Raw genomic sequence first — 18,751 nt, 5'->3', positions numbered from 1 at the left:
AATTGTTTTTTATGAAGCCAAAATTTTTTGATACTGCTGTGAAGCAGGAAAAAGTTGTGCTGGTAGGGGTTATTACACCTAACGAAACCGAAGCGCAGGAAAAAGAATATTTAGAAGAGTTAAAATTTCTGGTGGCAACTGCCGGTGGCGATACGGTGAGAAATTTCACCCAAAAATTACAGCGGCCGGAGCGGTCTACTTTTGTTGGTACCGGTAAACTGGAAGAAATAAAAGAGTTTGTTGCTGCCGAAGAAATTGACATCGTAGTTTTTGACGATGAGCTTTCGCCATCGCAGCTGCGTAATATCGAACGCGAGCTGCAGGTAAAGATATTGGATCGCAGTAACCTTATCCTGGACATTTTTGCCGGCCGTGCACAAACCGCGCAGGCAAAAACGCAGGTTGAGCTGGCACAGCTGCAGTACCTGCTGCCACGCCTTACCCGCCTCTGGACACACCTTGAGCGCCAGAAGGGTGGTATTGGTATGCGCGGCCCCGGTGAAAGCCAGATAGAGACTGACAGGCGTTTGATCCTGAATAAGATCTCGCTTTTAAAAGAGCGCCTTAAACTGATAGACCGCCAGAACGAAACGCAGCGCAAAAATCGCCAGCAACTTATCCGGGTAGCATTGGTTGGTTACACCAACGTAGGTAAATCAACCATTATGAATATGCTCTCCAAATCAGAAGTGTTTGCAGAGAATAGGCTTTTTGCTACGCTGGATACTACTGTGCGTAAGATGGTGATAGAGAATGTTCCGTTCCTGCTGTCAGATACGGTTGGTTTCATCCGCAAACTACCCCACCATTTGGTAGAGTGCTTTAAGTCGACACTTGATGAAGTGCGCGAGGCTGATATTTTAATACACGTGGTAGATATATCGCACCCTAATTTTGAAGATCAGATCCGTACGGTAAATGAAACGCTTAAGGACCTGGGCGCTATTGACAAAACCATTATTACCGTATTTAATAAAATAGATGCTTTTGTGCCCGAACAGCATCATGTTGATGTGACCGAAGAGCCGTTAACGCTGGATGATTTCAAACACAGCTGGATGGCCAAAAACAATAGCCCTGCTATTTTTATATCGGCTACTCAGAAAGAGAATGTAGATGAATTCAGAGACCTGCTTTACAAATATGTGAAAGAGGTGCATACGGCAAGGTACCCTTATGATAATTTGCTGTATTAAAGAAAGAAGATCCGATTATAAACGTGAACGCCGGTAGATAATATCTTTCGGCGTTCAATGTTTAAAATAGATCATTTAATAGTAATTACGGTTTTTGCGGGCGGTGCAGTTTCCTCCCAAACCATGCACAAATGCAAAATGGTTTCTACCGCTTTTTGCATATCCTGTACAGAAACCCATTCTTCTTTACCATGAAACGCATGCTCGCCTGCAAAAATATTTGGCGTGGGTAACCCCATAAAAGACAGCCGCGAGCCATCGGTACCACCGCGAATGCTGCAAAGTTTGGGCTCCATCCCGGCGCGTTTGATAGCTTCCATTCCATAGTCAACAATCTGCGGATATTTGGCCAAAACATTTTTCATATTGCGGTACTGTGGCTTTACATCTAGCACATAAGTAGCGTTTGGAAAGTTCACTAAAACCTCTTCCGTTATTTTCCTGATCACATCGGCATGGTTAGACAGTTTTTGTTCGTCGAAATCCCGGATGATAAAATCAATGGTTGCAGTTTCTACGTGGCCTGTTATATCGACGGGGTGTACAAAGCCCTGCATCCCCTCCGTTCCCTCGGGCGATAGTTCGTGTGGCAGCGCTGCGACGATGAGTCCGGCAATTTTTATGGCGCTTTCCATTTTACCTTTTGCGAAACCCGGGTGCGCGCTGATGCCGTTGATGGTGAGTTTGGCACCATCTGCACTAAAGGTCTCATTTTCCATATTTCCAGCACTTTCACCATCGATGGTGTAACAGGCAAATGCACCAATCTTGCTAATGTCGGCTTTATCCACACCTCTTCCAATCTCTTCGTCGGGTGTAAACAAGATTTTGATAGTGCCGTGCTTTATTTCCGGATGATGCATGAGCTGGTAGCAGGCATCCATGATTTCGGCAACCCCCGCCTTATTATCTGCCCCAAGCAGCGTTGTGCCCGATGCTGTAATTACATCGTTACCTATTTGGTTCTTCAGGTCGGGATGGTCTTTTAGCCTTAGCACCTGTGTTGTATCATCAGGCAAAACAATGTCGGCCCCATCATAATTTTTATGAATGATAGGTTTTACATTTTTACCACTGCAATCCGGCGAGGTGTCCATGTGCGAGCAGAAACAGATCACCGGTATATCGGGCTTTGCGGAATTGGCGGGTATAGTAGCGTACACATATCCAAATTCATCCAGGTGAGCGTCGGTAACGCCCATAGCAAGCAGTTCCTGCACCAGTACCCGGCCAAGCTCTTTTTGCTTTTCGGTAGATGGGCAGGTTGGTGATGAGGGATCGGACTGGGTATCTATCGTTACATATCTTAAAAATCTTTCGGTAGCGGTAAAACTTAAGGGCGTATTAAAAACCATAAAAGCCTATATTAGTAGATTATTATATTTTTGCAGGTGTTATAAAGCACAGACCGTATTTTGTAAATATCCTATATATAAATCACATTGAAAAAGCTCATTTTATTTATTGCCATAACACTTACTGCGTTAGCCGCAAATGCGCAATACAATTATAATACCCTTGGTGTAGGTATCGGTGCCAGCAGTGTTAGAGGCTATACAAATGTTAAGCGCAATTACGATGAAAAGGCTTACAACCTTAACATAATATACAATTACAGCCCCTATGTACCGGTAGCTGTTGAGTTTCAGTTTGGTAAACTTACCGGTGGTGGCCTTACCGTCGACCGTGACCTGTACCGCAGGCAATATTCTAACAAATACAAAGCGCTTATTGTACATGCCGACCTGTATGCCGGCGAGGTAATGGATTATGACAACAGCTTCTTCAAAAACTTTCTGAAAAACTTCTTTTTAGGTACCGGCGTGGGCGTAATAAGTAATGACCTTACCGTGCAGCGCACCAGTTTAGATGATCCAAACTATGTGTTTCCGGGTGATAATAGCGGTGTCAACCTGATGATCCCGTTGCGTGCCGGGTATGAAATACGCCTTTATGGTGAGTACAACCAACCGTTTGTCGGCCTGATTTTAGGGTATAACCACAGTGTTGTATTTGGCGAAGGGCTGGACGGCTACAACGACCCATCAAGCAAGTTTAGGAACAACGCGCTAAGCCAGTATCGCCAGATTACGGTGGGCTTAAGGGTTAATTTTGGTAACGAAGTATCATACACTAAACCCATACGCGGAGGCCAGTCGTTTTGAATATTGAAGAGATCCGCGAGTATTGCCTTGGCAAGGCCGGCGTAACCGAAAGTTTTCCGTTTGGCGAAGAAACCCTTGTTTTTAAGGTTGGCGATAAATTATTTCTATTGTCGGGACTGGGCGAGCATAGTTTTAACGTAAAATGCGACCCGGAGATGGCTGTTGACCTGCGCGAACAGTATAGCGAAGTGCAACCGGGCTATCACATGAATAAAAAGCACTGGAATACCGTGCGCACCGATGGCTCACTTACCCATAGACAGCTACGCCAGATGATTGATCATTCTTACAACCTGGTTAGGGCCAGCCAGCCTAAAAAACAACAGGCCGAAATTGCCGCGCTTGATGAGTAGCCAGCCAAAGTATTACTTATGAAAAGAGTCCTGATATTTTTTCTTTCGATGATTTACTGTTTAGAAGTTGACGCGCAGCAAACGCCCTTTGAGCTAAGCAGGGATAAAAATTATACGGCAACTTATGCCGAGGTGATGAGCTATTATCAGAACCTTGCCAAACAACAGCCGCAAATGCGCTTGTTCAATTACGGGATGACAGATATTGGAAAGCCGCTTACCCTGGTAGTACTTTCTAAAGATAAAGTATTTGACCCGCTGCAGATCAAAAAGCTAAATAAAAGGGTATTGCTCATTAACAACGGCATCCACCCCGGTGAGCCCGAAGGGATAGATGCCAGCATGATGCTGGCCCGAGACCTGCTGAAAAAAAACGAACTGCCAAAAGATGTGGTGATATGCTTTATAGCAGTTTACAATATTGACGGTAACATGAACCGGGGCATCTCCCGTGCCAACCAGAACGGACCGGGGGCTTATGGGTTCAGGGGCAACTACCGCAACCTTGACCTAAACCGCGATTTTATTAAGGCCGATAGTAAAAATGCTTTAGCCTTTGCACAGATCCTGAATACCTGGCAGCCCGAAGTTTTATTAGATAACCACGTTAGCGATGGTGCCGATTATCAGTATGTGATGACGCTGATAGAAACGCAAAAGGATAAGCAAAACCCGTTGCTGGCCGATTATACAGCCAAAACCATGACCGCCGACCTATACAAGGGGATGAAAAAGAGCGGTTATGAGATGATTCCCTATGGTGCCGGTGAAGAGGACCTGCCTGACTCCGGCATTGTAAGTTTTATGGAAACGCCGCGCTTTTCTACCGGTTTTGCAGCCCAGCACAACATTATCAGCTACATGACCGAGACGCACATGCTAAAACCATTTGCCCAGCGTTTGCAGGCCACTTATAATTTTATGCAACAGCTCATTGCTATTTGCCAACGGGATGCAAAGCAACTTGGCGACTTGAAAAAACGTGTTGATGCCGAAGTAAGCAATCAAAAAACATTTGGTTTAGCATGGGCGGTTGATAATAATAAGGTGGATACCATCACCTTTAAAGGCTATGTGGCAGGCTACAAAACCAGTGAAGTAAGCGGGTTAAAGCGCCTTTATTACGACCGCAGCAAGCCGTACACTAAAACCGTTAAGTTTTTTAATACTTATAAACCAACCGCAACAGCTGATAAACCCGTTGCCTACATTATACCGCAAGCCTGGGCAAAAGTGATAGATCTGTTTAAATTGAACAGGGTTGCCATGAGCCGCCTGAGCCATGATACTACCCTGAACCTGCAGATGTATTACATTGGCGATTACAAAACGGCTACACGGCCTTATGAGGGCCACTACATTCACACCAATGTTAAGCTGAACCCGGTAAACAGCAAGATCAGGTTTTATGAGGGCGATTATGTAGTTTATGTAAACCAGCCCATTAACCGTTACATTGTAGAAACGCTGGAGCCGCAGGGAGTAGATTCGTTTTTTGCCTGGAACTTCTTCGATTCGGTATTAGGTCAAAAAGAATATTTTTCTGATTATGTGTTTGAAGATATTGCTGCCGACCTATTAAAGAACGACCCGGCGCTGCGCAAAAAGCTTGACGATGAAAAGGCGGCCAACCCCGCTTTGGCCAACAGTGCGGCACAACAATTAAATTTTGTTTACCGCAATTCGCCTTACTTCGAAAAAACATTTATGCGATACCCCATCGGGCGATTGCTAACCGACACCAAACTTGATCTTAAATAATGGAATTACTACAGTATGCCCCTGTGGCATCCGTGATATTTATTTTAACTATTGCTACATCGCTTTGGGCATTTAATGATGAAAACATCTATGCCCGTTTTATATTGAACCCTTACGGCGTATCGCGCGGTGAGCGGGTGTACGCGGTGATCACCAGCGGGTTTATCCATAAAGACTGGAACCATTTGCTGTTTAACATGTTCTCGTACTTTTTCTTCGCTTTTCAGTTAGAGGAGTTGATAGGGCACTGGCAGTTCGGCCTGCTTTATATGCTCAGTTTGATTTTAAGCGATTTGCCATCTATCCAAAAACATAAAGAAGATATCTGGTATAATAGCCTGGGCGCTTCGGGAGCGGTAAGCGCCGTAATATTCAGCTATATTATGTATAACCCGCTGGCCAGCCTGGGTATTATGTTTATTCCAATTCCTATCCCTGCCTGGATCTTCGGAATTTTGTACCTGGTTTATTGCCACTTTGCGTCAAAGCACGCCAGAGATAACGTAAACCACGATGCACACTTGTTTGGCGCTATTAGTGGATTAGTGATCACCATTGCGCTTAGCCCGCATGTGGTGCATGATTTTATCACTAAATTTTAGTTAGGCAGTTCAATATCCGCGGCATTGATCTTATTACCGTCTTTGTCGAATAAAAAGCTCATCGGCTTTTCGGGATTTTTGATGATCTCTAACAGCAGGAACCCCCAGTTTTTCCAGAAATTTTCCAAAACCTGGCCGTATGTTTTATTTATCCAATCGTCAAACAGTGGTTTGCTGCTCATACCGCGAAGGGGCATGGCTTCGATATAGATCTCATCGCCAACGGGCAATATATTGTACTCGGGTAAGCGGTTAAACAGGTAGTTGGAGTAAAAAACACGTCCCGAAAACTCTTCAAACTGAATGGGATGCAGCGTATCGCCCTTTATTTGATCATAAATTTCGCGATGGTACATGCCGTTGGCGCCGTTGTCCTGCAGGCAAATCACCAGCCCAAAATCTTTTATGCGCAAGGCAAAAGTTTGGGTATTGATCTCGTCCCGGTAACCAAATTCCGCCTCGTTATTATCTACCCGGAACAAAAACAAACTGTATGGGGTAAAATCCTCAAAGTGCAGCGGCAGGTTGATGCTCTGCAGCATCATATGCAGGTGGCTGAATTTATGGATAATGGATTGTGATATATTAAAATCTTCGCCCTGTGAATGCATCAGCCGGATACCCGCCTGGATCTCGTTAAAGATGATACCGTAAAGCAGCTTTGCAGCCCATCGGTAAAGTTTGCTAGTGTCTAACGCCTTTACGCCATCGTAACCATTGGCAAATGCTGCGGCGATATCTTTTTCAAGCGGTTCTAAAAATTCGTCGTTTATGGCAGCCGAACAAGGGATTTTCAAATCCTTGTAAGTGGCGATTGTTTCATCGAGCAGTTTAAAAGGCTGATCTTCCAGGTTGTAAAGTGTCATTAGCCATTGCGGAAAAACCTGGATCTTTTCTTCCTCGCTGTTCAATATCTGCCCGCTCAGAAAGCACTGCTTATTGCTGAAGTTGAATTTTTGGAACGGGGAATAAATTTGTGCCGGCATGGCGGCAAAGATAAGCAGGATTTTAATTGTAAAACTTTAGCTTTGATATTTGACATGCAGCTTACTTACCAACCATTCGAACTACTGCTGAGGCACACTTTTACTATTGCCAAATTCTCCCGCAATTCTACCCCATTAATGCTGGTTCAGGTTACGCACGAAGGGCACACCGGTTATGGTGAAGCGAGCATGGTGCCATACATGGGCGAAAGCCATCAGACGGCTTTAGCGTTCTTAGACAAGGTTGATCCGTTAAATTTTAAATATCCATTCAATTATGACGAGATCATCGGTTACCTGGATAGCATTGCCCAAGGGCTGCCTGCTGTTAAAGCGGCAATTGACATTGCCCTGCATGATCTGGATGGCAAGCTGCAAGGCAAACCTTGCTGGCAGCTACTAGGCAGCAACCCCGGTTTAATGCCGGTAACAAGCTTTACAATTGGAATTGACACGAAAGAAATAGTTGTCCAAAAAGTTAAAGAGGCCGAAGGCTTAAAAGTTATTAAGGTGAAGCTGGGCCGCGATACGGATAAAGAGTTAATTCAAACTATACGCTCGGTTACCGATGTGCCGCTGTATGTAGATGCCAATCAAGGATGGACCGACCGCAAACAGAGCCTGGATATGGTCTATTGGTTAAAAGAGCAGGGTGTAAGGCTGGTAGAGCAACCTATGCTTAAAACCGACATGGATGGCAACGCCTGGCTTACCGAGCATAGCCCAATTCCCATCATTGGCGACGAAGCCGTGCAGCGCCTGCCTGATGTGGCGAAAGCAAAAGGTGTTTACCATGGCATCAATATCAAGCTCATGAAATCTGCCGGGATGCATGAAGCGCAGATGATGATCAAAAAAGCCCGTGAACTTGATATGAAAATATTGATAGGCTGTATGAGCGAAACCAGTTGTGCCACCCTTGCTGCCGCTGCCCTTGCCCCCCAGTGTGATTGGGCTGATTTAGACGGCCCGTTGCTTACCAGCAATAACCCGTACTTAACGCCGGACATGGTTAATGGTAAATGGGTTTTGACCGATGCGGCCGGATTAGGATTGCAGTTATAAACGGGATTAAAAGCATTCGCTTTAGTGCTGATAACATGCAATTCCTTCAGATTATCAACGCTAATTAGCTCCAACAAACAGCTTAAATCAAAAAGGGAATGCTTTCGCATCCCCCTTTCTTCGTTAGTTAATTATGAGTCAGTTTAGTTAATGCAATTTAAAGTTCTTCGTCGTGTTGTGAGATGTCAAGGCCTGCAATTTCTTCTTCAGGGGTTACGCGTAACGGGCTGATCAGGTCGGTAACTTTCAACAAAATAAATGCTCCTACGAACGCGAATACCGATACGGCAACCAGTGCAACCACGTGTTTGATAAATAATGCGGTTTCGCCATAAGCCAAGCCTTCGGCACCGGCGCTGTTGACTGCTTTGGTAGCGAAAATACCGGTCATCAGCATACCAACCATACCGCCCACACCGTGACAAGGGAAAACGTCCAGTGTATCGTCGATATTTGTTTTGCTTCTCCATATCACTACCAGGTTACTTACCACCGCGGCAACAATTCCTACAATTAATGAGCTTGATACCGTAATGAAACCGGCAGCGGGTGTAACCGCAACCAAACCAACAACAGCACCGATACAGGCACCCATCGCCGATGGTTTTTTACCTCTTAAGATATCAAAGAAAATCCATGACATTGCAGCCGCTGCAGACGCGGTAGTGGTAGTAGCCAGAGCGGTAGCTGCCAATTCACCTGACCCTAATGCTGAACCGGCGTTAAAGCCAAACCAGCCGAACCACAGCAAGCCGGTACCCAATATTACGTAGCTGATACGTGCAGGGGTATGAACTTCTTCTGCCCCGGTACGCTTTTTAAGATACAATGCTGATGCCAACGCTGCCCAGCCGGCGCTCATGTGCACAACGGTACCACCGGCAAAATCTAACACACCGTATTTAAAGAAAATACCTTGCGGATGCCATGTTGCGTGAGCAAGAGGGATGTAAATCACTACAATAAATAGTGTGATAAAAATCAAGTAAGAGTTAAAGCGGATACGCTCGGCAAATGCACCGGTAATTAGCGCCGGGGTAATAACCGCGAATTTTAACTGAAACATAGCGAACAGGATTACTGGAATTGTACCCCAGGCCACACCTAAAGTATTTTGCATCATAAAAAATGATTTAGGGTTACCTATCAAACCCATTCCGCCAACATCTTCGCCAAATGCCATACTGAAACCAAATACCACCCAGATGATAGTGATCAGGCCCATACATACAAAGCTTTGCAACATGGTAGATATGACGTTCTTTTTACGTACCATACCGCCGTAAAAGAAAGCGAGGCCCGGTGTCATTAATAATACCAGCGCCGTAGAGATAAGTAACCAGGCAATATCCGCACCGTTATAAGTGGTTGCCGGTTTTGCAGCTGCAACGTTACCCGGGAACATGAAAGCCAGGATAACTACAATAACAAGAATGCCAAAGGGTACAATTTTTTTCATTTTTTTAGTTATTTGTGATAAGTTAAGTTAGTTGTGCGTTTATGTTTTTAAGGGGTGGTTGGTGATTTTAACGGTCAGTCAAAATTGCCGTTCGCGCTGACATCTTTAAAAATGATTTTCTCATCCTTATATTGGTAAAACAAATTGATTTTTCATTTGACATGGAAAATCCCAATTGTAAATCATCACTTTGTATGCTTATTGAGCTATATTTACTTCGAGAAGGCAATATTTTATAAAATTTAGCCTTGGTATCCACATTAATCGACTTAACTTTTAAATTAATATTTAAATTTGGTTGCGGATATGGAACTATTTTGGTAGAATAAGCTAGAATAGCAATTGAAGTCATAAATATTGACGTCATAAAAACAAAATTTTTTGCTTTATTGGATTGCATAAGTTAAAAATATACTTTAAAAATCAATATGTCAATAAAAAACTCAATTTTTTAAGATAATTGTTTTTAAATATTATAAAATATGCAAATATATTACTCGTGATATGCTGAGAAACTAATTTAAGCTCCGGAAATCTGGTTGAAACTTTATAATAATTATGGGAGAAGAATAAGGAAGCATTAAAGTACCCGATTCACAATACTTATCGTATGATCATCAGATTTCCTGACATGGTATTAACATTGTTTTTAATAAGGTAATAATAACTGCCTGGCGGAAGTAATAGTCCTTTATAGGTGCCATCCCATGGCACACCGTAGCCTAATGAATTGAAAACTTTCTGCCCCTGGCGATTAAAGACTTCGATGGTGGTATTGGGATAGGCATCTACATCGCCGATATTCCAGGTATCGTTAATACCATCGCCATTAGGCGTAAAAGTATTGGGGACGAAGATCTTTAAATGTTCTCCGCCTATAGTGAGTACACCTGCCAAATATTTGAACAAATAATTAGGTGATAAGCCGTTTGATACACTAATTACATACTCCCCAATTGGCGAGCGTGTTATGGCGTTGGTGTACGCTGTCGGCTGGATCAATAAATTTTCAGGCTCCTCATTGTTTACAAACCCGGTATATGTAAGTGTAAGCGGCGGGTTAACCGCGCCAAAATCTTTCGTCAGGTTATTGGCGGTAACCGTAAGCAATACCGGTTCAACAATAACATCGCCCGGTGCGTAAACTATTTCATAGTTAGCTAATAAAAAACCATTGCTGCCCAATACATTCGACAGCGTAATGGCGCCGGGATATTTCCCAACAGCGGCTAATGCATCTGCACCTGCATTGTAGTTAAGTGCAACAGCGCTAACCGTATTGTTATTTTTTAAAGCACCCGCAACGATCTTGAATTTGTCAGATGCGTTATCATCGGGTAAGGGCGTGCCGTAAGTTTTAGTGACGTTATTTGTACCTATAGTGAGTGGCGCAGGCTTAACTATACAATCAACCAGGTTGATAATTGCATCATCCGCACCGCTACTAGTTACGATAATTTTGTCGTTTAAAGTGCCGGCCGGTGCGGTAGCTGCCAGTCGGGCGTAAATTGGAGTAGTGGCCAGGTCGGCAGTTAAAGGACTTAATAATTCGTTGTTCGATCCTTTAGTAATGGTAACAATATAAGTTTTTGTGGTAAATCTGTCTGGCGCGGTCACTACTGTGGTGATAATGGTGCTTCCATTTGTATTTAATGGTATGGGGGACGAAGCGGTGCCGGCTATAACCGGTTGACCGTTAACGGTTATGGTAGTGTTAGCGTCGGCTGGTATAATAGTTTGCTGGACGCTGGTTACCGCCGGCGTTACAGAACCGATATAATTGTTTGTGCCATCAATAGCCGTGAGATTGACAGATGGTGTTAGGTAAAGTTGGCTAACGTCCGTATTGGTCGATCCATTTTTATTCACGGTTACAGTGTACGTTTTGGCACTTACCCTGTCCGGAGCGGTAACAATAGTAGTTATAACCGTGCTCCCTGTTGTATTGAGTAACACAGGAACAGATGCGGACCCATTTCTAACAGCTGTGCCGTTTACGGTAACCGTTGCATTCGGATCGTCGGGAATTACAGATAGCTGCACACTGTTAACCGATGGAGCGACAGAGGTTAAATAGGCGGACTGCGAAATTGGGGTAAGGGTTTCGGCAGGTGTTAATGAGATTTGCCTGATAGCGGTATTGGTAGAACCATTTTTGCTCACTATTAACTTTATAGTTCTGCTGGATACGCCATCTTGTGCTTTTATAACTGTGGTTATTGTAGTAGTTCCTGTTGGGTTCAGGGGGATCGCTTCAGATGCAACGCCTGCACTTGCAAGCGCACCATTTATTCTCAAGGTTGCATTTTTATCCTGTGGCGTAATTGTCTGCAGGATGCTGTTAACGTCGGCAGCAACCGAGGTGGTAAAGTCGTTCGTGCCCGGTACCTGTATAAGCGTTGAGTTAGGTGATAATGTGATGTTAGAGACCGAGGTATTGGACGAGCCGTTTTTGCTGATGATAAGCGAGTAAGTTTGGGTAGTAAGCCCATCCTCGGCTGTAACAACATTAGTAATAGTAGTAGTGCCGGTTGCGTTTAGCGGGATAGGCTGAGATGGCGCACCCGAGGTAGCCGCAACACCATTTACTTTAATCTTCGCATTTGGATCGACAGTGGTAATAATTTCCTGTACACTTGTGGCATCCAGGCTTACAGAAGTGGTGTAATTTTGAGTGCCTAACGCCTGACCTATTGTTGATGGTATAGTTAGCGAAAGCTTGGCAAGGTTAGCATTTGACGATCCTTTTTTATTCACGATAACGGTATAAGTGACGGTAGTCGTGCCATTTGGTGCAGTTATTCCAACCGCAATGCTGGTTGTGCCGGTTGTATTTAACGGTATAGGATTGGAAAATTCCCCCGATGATATCAGTACGCCGTTTATTTTAATCACTTGTTGCTCGTCATTGGCAGTAGCAGCTAATTGAACAGTGGCGAGGGTTGAGCTAACCGAAACGTTGTAGTTACGTGTGTTACCGATTTGAGTAAAATATGAAAAAGGCAAAAGTGTAAACCTTGCAAAGCTGGTGTTGGTTAGCGAACTTTTGTTTACCGTTATAATGTAAGTTTGGTTAGTTATCCCATCCTGTGCGGTTATGGTGGTTGTGATGGTCGTAGTGCCTGTACTATTAAGCGTAACAGGTGCCGAAGCCGTACCGGATGCCGTAATTATTCCGTTTACTTTTATTACCGAATTGGCATCGCTCGCTACCGCTATTAACTGTAACGAATTAACACCCGATGGCACTGTTGTAACGTAATTGGTAGTTCCCAACGTGCGGTTAAGCGTATACGATGGTGTTGTGATCAGTTGCGCTAATCCGGCGTTAGACGATTTGGTGTTAATAACTGTCAAATTATACGTTTTAACGGTTACGCCGTCCTGAGCGGTAACGGTAACCGGTACCTGGTTAGGGCCGTTTTGTAAACTGATGCTTCCTGATGTGCTGCCTGGCGCAACCACCTGTCCGTTAACCTTTACTGTCGCGCCGGAATTATTCACAGTCGGGGTAACGGTAATTGCGCCATTGTAAACAGTGGTAGTGTAATCCAGCGTACCCGGTGTAAATGTTGGGCTGATTGTCCCCTGGTCGGTACTTAAATTTGATAGCGTGGCGTCGGACGAACCTGCCCTGGTGATGTTAAGTGCGTAGTTTTTTGTAGTGATACCGTTTTGGGCTGTGACGGTTATAGCTATGACATTTTGCCCGGGGTTCAAGGATATTGACCCGGACGATGCCCCACCCGGCAAGTCAACCCCATTTATTTTGACAGAAGCTGCTGCAGATGCCGTAACCGGTCTGACATTAATCGCTTCTACGCTATTTTCAACCGTGGCGGTAAACGTTGTGGTGCCGTTATCCGTAGTAGTTGTACGGGCAACGTCCGGGTTCAAATTAATATAGCTTAGATCTGCATTATCATCGTTCAGGGCAATTAAATTTGAAAACGTTATACCATCCGCACTTACTTCAAAACCGGCGGGAGGTTTTATCTCAACCCCAGACCTTAAGTACTTGCCTGATACCGTAAAGATTCCAACAGCCGACAGCGTACCGTAAACGGTGTTTAAGGTGATATCCGGATTGGTAATGGTTATAACCGGTACTGTAGGGTTAACCGTGATATTTAAAGTGATTACCGGGCAACCTGCTGCACCTAATGCTGTTACGAATGCAACAATCGGGTTATTCCCGCTGTTTATTGCCTTAAAAGGAGAAATATTGCCGGTGCCGCGTGCTGGTAACCCTATCTGGGGGTTGCTGTTTACCCAATTGTAACTGCAGCCGGTATTTAAGAAATTGATGGAAGTAGTGAAAGCGCCATTATCAACTAACTGATTGGATTGCGCCCAAGATTGCCGACTAAGCGTAACTATAAACGTTATAATGCCTATAACAAGCAATAAGCGTTTCATGGATTTCAACAGTTATAGCAGGGGTTAAACTAAAGCGCTAATTTAATTATATTTTTTAATGGTTATGCGCTGATAATCATTTACTTCTAAATGAAGTAGCGTTGTGTAATTATAACACAAGGCTAAAGATTAAATAGTGTCAATTGAGTTGAAGGCGCTTTCTCAACCGGTATAGGTGCCGTGAAATTTGATAGGGTGATACCAAGCAGCCTTACACGGTCAGTGTCCGTAAAGGCTTGTTGCAGTAGGTTTTTGGCTGTGTTTAAAATAGTATCTGTTTCATTTAAAAAGGCAGGGAATGACTGGCTACGGGTAACCTGCCTAAAATCGCTGTACTTAATTTTAATTGTTACCGTACGGCCTTTAAGTTGGTGCTTTACCAGGCGGTCATGCACCACAAGCGCAATTTTTTCTAACTCCGAATACATTTCCTCTAACGATGTCAGATCATAAGCAAAAGTGTCTTCGGCACCTACAGATTTTGTTTCGCGGTGGGGTTGTACCGGGCGGTCGTCTATACCCCTCACAATTCGGTAATAAAAGCTGCCCGCTTTGCCAAAATGCTGTTTAATCTCCTGCTCAGTTAGCTTCTTAAGGTCGGCGCCGGTAAATAATCCCATCCGTTTCATTTTATCGGCAGTTACCCTGCCCACTCCATAAAATTTTTCAACGGGAAGGTTTTCTATAAAGTTCTCAATGGCTGACGGGCCGATAAATGTGAGCCCGTCCGGCTTTTGCATATCTGACGCTACCTTAGCCACAAACTTGTTTACCGAAACCCCTGCAGATGCGGTTAAATTCAATTCGTTTTTAATGGCCTGTTTAATTTCTTTGGCAATATCAATGGCCGAGCCAATGCCCAGCTTATCTTCGGTCACATCCAGGTAAGCTTCATCTAACGACAGGGGTTCTATCAGGTCGGTGTAGCGGCTAAATATCTCCCTGATATGCTGCGATACATCCTTATATACCGCAAAGCGGGGGCGCACAAATAAAGCATGAGGGCATAGCTTTAACGCTTGCTTAGATGGCATGGCCGAGCGTATCCCAAACTTTCTGGCCTCATAGCTGGCGGTAGCAACCACCCCACCGCGCCCTTCCGGCAGGCCGCCAACCACCAAAGGTTTGTTCCTGTATTCCGGAAAGTCGCGCTGCTCTACCGACGCGTAGAAAGCATCCATATCAATATGGATAATTTTTCGGCGTGCAGGTGTTGCTTTTTCTTCCAAAACTAGGCTTAGATATTAAATTGCTTAATTATTTATCTTTGTTAAAGGTAAACACCAGCACTTAAAAAATAGTATGTCATCTCATCATATCATACGCGAAAAACAAGAACCTGCCTTGCTGATCTTAGGGCTTGATAATTTTGACGACGAATTTTTAGGGCAGTTGCTGGAATGGAGCCCAACCATAATTACCACGCCACTTACCGCCGAGCAGATGAATTCCCAGGGGATTAGAGTCGATATAGTGATCAGCAACGATGTGTTGGATGTGCAGTCGGATGTCAGGCTGATCAAAACCGATGGGAATGTTGTTGCTACCGTGTTAGATTTCCTGATTGCCAATGATTACAAAGCGGTAAACATTATTACTGACGATTTCCGGACGGAAGATTTTTTGCGATATGCGGACAAAATCAACCTGGTGATATTTTTCGGCGATAAGAAGATCTATCCTGTTACAACCGGGTTTAGTAAGTGGAAGCCCGCAGCAGAAATTATTACGGTTTTATCGCCATTTGGCAGTTTACAGGCCACCGGCTTAACCCTTTCAAATGCGGCAAATTACCATACAATTGCCGATGGCTTTTTTACCCTCCGTTTTAACGAGCCGTTCTTATTTATCTCAGAAGACATCTGATGTTCGTCGCCCTAATTAAGGCACATAGATCAATGGCTGGCTTTTTGTTAAAAATAATTAAACCCAGGTTAAACCGTTGGTGCGGTTTATAGTCTTAAATACATCAGCATAATAAACTGAGCTATTATAATCTTTCATCATGAAAATTACATATAAAAAATTCTTAACATTAACACTAAGCGGGCTTTTAGGCCTGTTCTTAGCGCTGCCCGTGAGTGCCCAAAGGGGTGCGCGCGGCGGAGGTGGCGGCGGCAGTTTTGGTGGCGGCGGTGGCCATTCATCAGGTGGTGGGTTTAGCCGCGGCGGCGGTGGTGGTTTCAGCAGGCCCTCTGGTGGTGGCGGTTTTAGCCGTCCCTCTGGCGGTGTTGGCATCAGCAGGCCGCAGGGTGGTTTTAACAGGCCACAATCGTCTGCAATTTCACCTCAACGTGGCGGCGGCTTTTCGCAGGGGGGCTTCAACAGAGGTTCTCGCCCGGGTAGTGGTTCTATAACCAACGGTTTCCAAAACAGGGGCGCTTTCGGCCGTCCCGGATTTAACAATGGTGTTACCCGCGGCAACTTTGGCAACCGCTCTTCATTTGGTAACCGTTCTGCATTTGGTTACCGTGGCAATTACGGTCGTAATTATGGCAGGGGCAATTATGGCCGCGGCGGTTTTGGTTACAGGCCGCGTTACTATGGGTCGCGCTATTTTGGCTATGGCTTTTACAACCACCGTGGTTACTATAATTCTTACTACCTGCCACGTATAGGTTTTAGCATTGGTGTGTTACCATTTGGTTACTATCCGTTCTATTATGGCGACCTTCAGTATTATTACAGCGATGGTTTATACTATCAGCAATACAACAACCAATATACTGTAGTTGAACCGCCGGTTGGTGCACAGGTCAACTCCCTGCCATCAAAAGCCGAGGCTATTACGATAAATGGTGAGCAGTACTACGAATCGAACGGTGTTTATTACCGCGCAGTTACTAAAGATGACGGTACTGTAGTGTACGAAGTTGCCGGTAAAGATGGTGAGCTGAATACCGAAGAAGGCGGTGGCGGCGACCCTAACTATACCAGCGGCGATACAAACTATTCTAATACGAATGGCGCTTACGATGAAGCACAGCTGCAGGTTGGCGATATTGTAAAAGTATTGCCGGATGATAGCCGTAAGATAAAAGTTAACGGTGAGAAACTGTTTGTATCACCGGAAGGTACCTACTTTCAGGAGCAAAAAGACGCCGAAAACAACAAGGTTTACAAAGTAGTTGGCCTTGCCGGAGATGAGCCGGACGATCAGCAAAAATAATTATAGCGGTAATTCCCTTGAAAGGCAGCACCACCCGGTAGCTGCCTTTTTTATTGCTTATGTTTTGCCTAAATTTATCCGGATATGATCAAACAACCGCTTGCACTGTTTATCAACCTTTTATTGTTTACGGTACTTGGCTCGTGCAAGCCCGCGCCGCAGTTGCCGGTATTTAGGGCCGATCATAAATATTTTCAGTACACGGGGCGGGTGGATTTTAGCGACCCGCAGAAACCAAAATTCTGGTCGCCGGGGATTTACATCACTGCAAGGTTTAAGGGACCGGATTGTGATCTGTTGATCAACGATGAGGCATTAGGCGATTACAGCCTTAACTATATAGAAGTTATTATTGATAACAAACCGCCGGTAAGGCTGCAAACAAAAGGAAAAATTAATACCATTAACATAGCCAGCGGGTTATCCAACACTGCGCATACAGTAGTGATTTGTAAAGATACCGAATCCGGGGTTGGCTACCTGGAGTTTTTAGGCTTGCGATGCGCCGAACTGTTACCACCGCCCGCAAGGCCGGTCCGCTCTGTTGAGTACATTGGCGATTCAATTACATCAGGAACAGGGAGCGATGTATCTGTAATTGCCTGTGGTGCCGGCCATTGGTACGATCAGCATAACGCTTACCAAAGTTATGGTGCCCGTACATCGCGGGCTTTAAGCGCGCAATGGCAACTCACCGCAGTTGCAGGGATAGGACTTATACACAGCTGCTGCGACATGGGAATTACTATGCCGCAGGTATTCGATAAAATGAACCTTCGTGCCAATCAGGGCGCTTATCAATTCAAAAGTTATCAGCCTGATGTAGTAACCATGTGTCTTGGCCAGAATGATGGGGTGCAGGATTCTGCTCAATTTTGCGGTGCCTACGTAAAATTTATTAAGGATGTGCGCAGCAAATATCCTAAGGCAGATATTGTGTGCCTTACCAGCCCGATGGCAGCAGATGCAAAATTCCTGGCTATGCTAAAGCGATACCTAACCGGCGTTGTTGCTGCTGTTAATGCCGGCGGCGATGCAAAGGTGAGCAAATTCTTTTTTTCGCGCAGTTTCAACAGTGGTTGCGATCATCACCCGGATATTACTGAACATGCGCTTATTGCCAGGGAGCTTACGGCCTATATTAAAAAGCTTAAAAGCTGGTAGCAATTCAATTAACGCAAAACCTTTTTAAACCTGATGTATTGTTATAGTATATAACAACATTATGGAAAGACATGATCATACCGCCATCCTGGAAAAACTGTTGGCATGCGTTGCCGCCTGCGAGCATTGTGCTACTGCCTGTTTAAATGAGGATGATGTAAAACCGATGGTCCGCTGTGTTACGCTTGACCGTGATTGTGCCGACATTTGCTCTTTAACGGCACGCCTGCTGCAACGCGAATCTGAAATTGCCCACCAGTTTTTAGTGCTTTGTGAAGAGATTTGCATTATGTGTGCTAAAGAATGCGACATGCATGAACACGACCACTGCCAGGCTTGTGCCGAAGCCTGCCGCCAGTGTGCCGAAGCTTGCCACAAACATCATCAGCCGATTACCCAGGACTAACCACTT

At 44.7% G+C, this 18,751-nt stretch carries 16 protein-coding genes; 10 read left to right on the top strand and 6 right to left on the bottom strand.

Annotation, left to right across the window (positions count from 1 at the left end; translation table 11 throughout):
• Nucleotides 1-11 precede the first annotated feature (11 nt).
• A complete protein-coding gene (hflX, locus tag ACE5CV_RS04560; protein ID WP_374948979.1) occupies nucleotides 12-1,196 on the top strand; it encodes a GTPase HflX in 1,185 nt (394 codons plus the stop codon).
• A gap of 71 nt (nucleotides 1,197-1,267) precedes the next feature.
• Here the strand turns inward: hflX and pepT are convergent, their stop codons facing one another.
• Nucleotides 1,268-2,551 (bottom strand): peptidase T, encoded by a 1,284-nt coding sequence (gene pepT / locus ACE5CV_RS04555; RefSeq protein ID WP_374948978.1) that lies wholly within the window; start codon nucleotides 2,549-2,551, stop codon nucleotides 1,268-1,270.
• A gap of 87 nt (nucleotides 2,552-2,638) precedes the next feature.
• On the opposite strand from pepT, the gene ACE5CV_RS04550 reads away from it, so the two are divergent.
• The 4 genes from ACE5CV_RS04550 to ACE5CV_RS04535 are packed head-to-tail and all read left to right on the top strand — an operon-like array spanning nucleotide 2,639 to nucleotide 6,077.
• A complete protein-coding gene (locus ACE5CV_RS04550) occupies nucleotides 2,639-3,361 on the top strand; it encodes a hypothetical protein (RefSeq protein ID WP_374948977.1) in 723 nt (240 codons plus the stop codon).
• Nucleotides 3,358-3,714, top strand: coding sequence for an MmcQ/YjbR family DNA-binding protein (locus ACE5CV_RS04545; RefSeq protein ID WP_374948976.1), 357 nt, complete (start codon nucleotides 3,358-3,360; stop codon nucleotides 3,712-3,714). The genes ACE5CV_RS04550 and ACE5CV_RS04545 overlap by 4 nt, the downstream gene beginning before the upstream one ends.
• A gap of 18 nt (nucleotides 3,715-3,732) precedes the next feature.
• Entirely contained in the window at nucleotides 3,733-5,475 is a 1,743-nt protein-coding gene (locus ACE5CV_RS04540; protein WP_374948975.1) for a M14 family zinc carboxypeptidase, read from the top strand.
• On the top strand, nucleotides 5,475-6,077 hold the full coding sequence (locus ACE5CV_RS04535) for a rhomboid family intramembrane serine protease (protein ID WP_374948974.1): 603 nt from the start codon (nucleotides 5,475-5,477) through the stop codon (nucleotides 6,075-6,077). The genes ACE5CV_RS04540 and ACE5CV_RS04535 overlap by 1 nt, the downstream gene beginning before the upstream one ends.
• Here ACE5CV_RS04535 and ACE5CV_RS04530 read toward each other — a convergent pair.
• Nucleotides 6,074-7,063: a hypothetical protein gene (locus ACE5CV_RS04530; RefSeq protein ID WP_374948973.1), complete on the bottom strand. Its 990-nt coding sequence runs from the start codon at nucleotides 7,061-7,063 to the stop codon at nucleotides 6,074-6,076. The genes ACE5CV_RS04535 and ACE5CV_RS04530 overlap by 4 nt on opposite strands.
• Nucleotides 7,064-7,105: 42 nt before the next feature.
• Here ACE5CV_RS04530 and ACE5CV_RS04525 point away from each other — a divergent pair, with 42 nt between their 5' ends.
• A complete protein-coding gene (locus ACE5CV_RS04525) occupies nucleotides 7,106-8,128 on the top strand; it encodes a dipeptide epimerase (RefSeq protein WP_374948972.1) in 1,023 nt (340 codons plus the stop codon).
• Nucleotides 8,129-8,285: 157 nt separating this feature from the next.
• Here the strand turns inward: ACE5CV_RS04525 and amt are convergent, their stop codons facing one another.
• From amt to dinB, 4 genes are all read right to left on the bottom strand, one after another.
• Entirely contained in the window at nucleotides 8,286-9,587 is a 1,302-nt protein-coding gene (gene amt, locus ACE5CV_RS04520; RefSeq protein ID WP_374948971.1) for an ammonium transporter, read from the bottom strand.
• 67 nt (nucleotides 9,588-9,654) lie between these two features.
• Nucleotides 9,655-9,987, bottom strand: coding sequence for a hypothetical protein (locus ACE5CV_RS04515; RefSeq protein ID WP_374948970.1), 333 nt, complete (start codon nucleotides 9,985-9,987; stop codon nucleotides 9,655-9,657).
• 203 nt (nucleotides 9,988-10,190) lie between these two features.
• A complete protein-coding gene (locus tag ACE5CV_RS04510) occupies nucleotides 10,191-14,006 on the bottom strand; it encodes a cadherin-like beta sandwich domain-containing protein (RefSeq protein ID WP_374948969.1) in 3,816 nt (1,271 codons plus the stop codon).
• Between the two features lie 122 nt (nucleotides 14,007-14,128).
• The gene (gene dinB, locus ACE5CV_RS04505) at nucleotides 14,129-15,235 is read right to left on the bottom strand and encodes a DNA polymerase IV (RefSeq protein ID WP_374948968.1); all 1,107 of its coding nucleotides are present in this window, start codon (nucleotides 15,233-15,235) and stop codon (nucleotides 14,129-14,131) included.
• A gap of 73 nt (nucleotides 15,236-15,308) precedes the next feature.
• Between dinB and ACE5CV_RS04500 the strand changes: the two genes are divergently transcribed.
• The 4 genes from ACE5CV_RS04500 (at nucleotide 15,309) to ACE5CV_RS04485 (ending at nucleotide 18,745) form a co-directional block, all read left to right on the top strand.
• Nucleotides 15,309-15,872, top strand: a complete 564-nt coding sequence (locus ACE5CV_RS04500) for a thiamine diphosphokinase (protein WP_374948967.1) — start codon at nucleotides 15,309-15,311, stop codon at nucleotides 15,870-15,872.
• A 139-nt stretch (nucleotides 15,873-16,011) separates the two neighbouring features.
• Nucleotides 16,012-17,175, top strand: a complete 1,164-nt coding sequence (locus tag ACE5CV_RS04495; RefSeq protein WP_374948966.1) for a DUF6515 family protein — start codon at nucleotides 16,012-16,014, stop codon at nucleotides 17,173-17,175.
• An 84-nt stretch (nucleotides 17,176-17,259) separates the two neighbouring features.
• Complete coding sequence (locus tag ACE5CV_RS04490; protein WP_374948965.1) at nucleotides 17,260-18,339, top strand: SGNH/GDSL hydrolase family protein; 1,080 nt, start codon at nucleotides 17,260-17,262, stop codon at nucleotides 18,337-18,339.
• 61 nt (nucleotides 18,340-18,400) lie between these two features.
• Nucleotides 18,401-18,745: a four-helix bundle copper-binding protein gene (locus tag ACE5CV_RS04485; protein ID WP_374948964.1), complete on the top strand. Its 345-nt coding sequence runs from the start codon at nucleotides 18,401-18,403 to the stop codon at nucleotides 18,743-18,745.
• The last annotated feature ends 6 nt before the right edge of the window (nucleotides 18,746-18,751 follow it).

Source organism: Mucilaginibacter sp., from assembly GCF_964263795.1.
Taxonomy (GTDB): domain Bacteria; phylum Bacteroidota; class Bacteroidia; order Sphingobacteriales; family Sphingobacteriaceae; genus Mucilaginibacter.
Note: the sequence above shows the minus strand (reverse complement) of the source record. Positions and strands in the feature narration are given on the sequence as shown.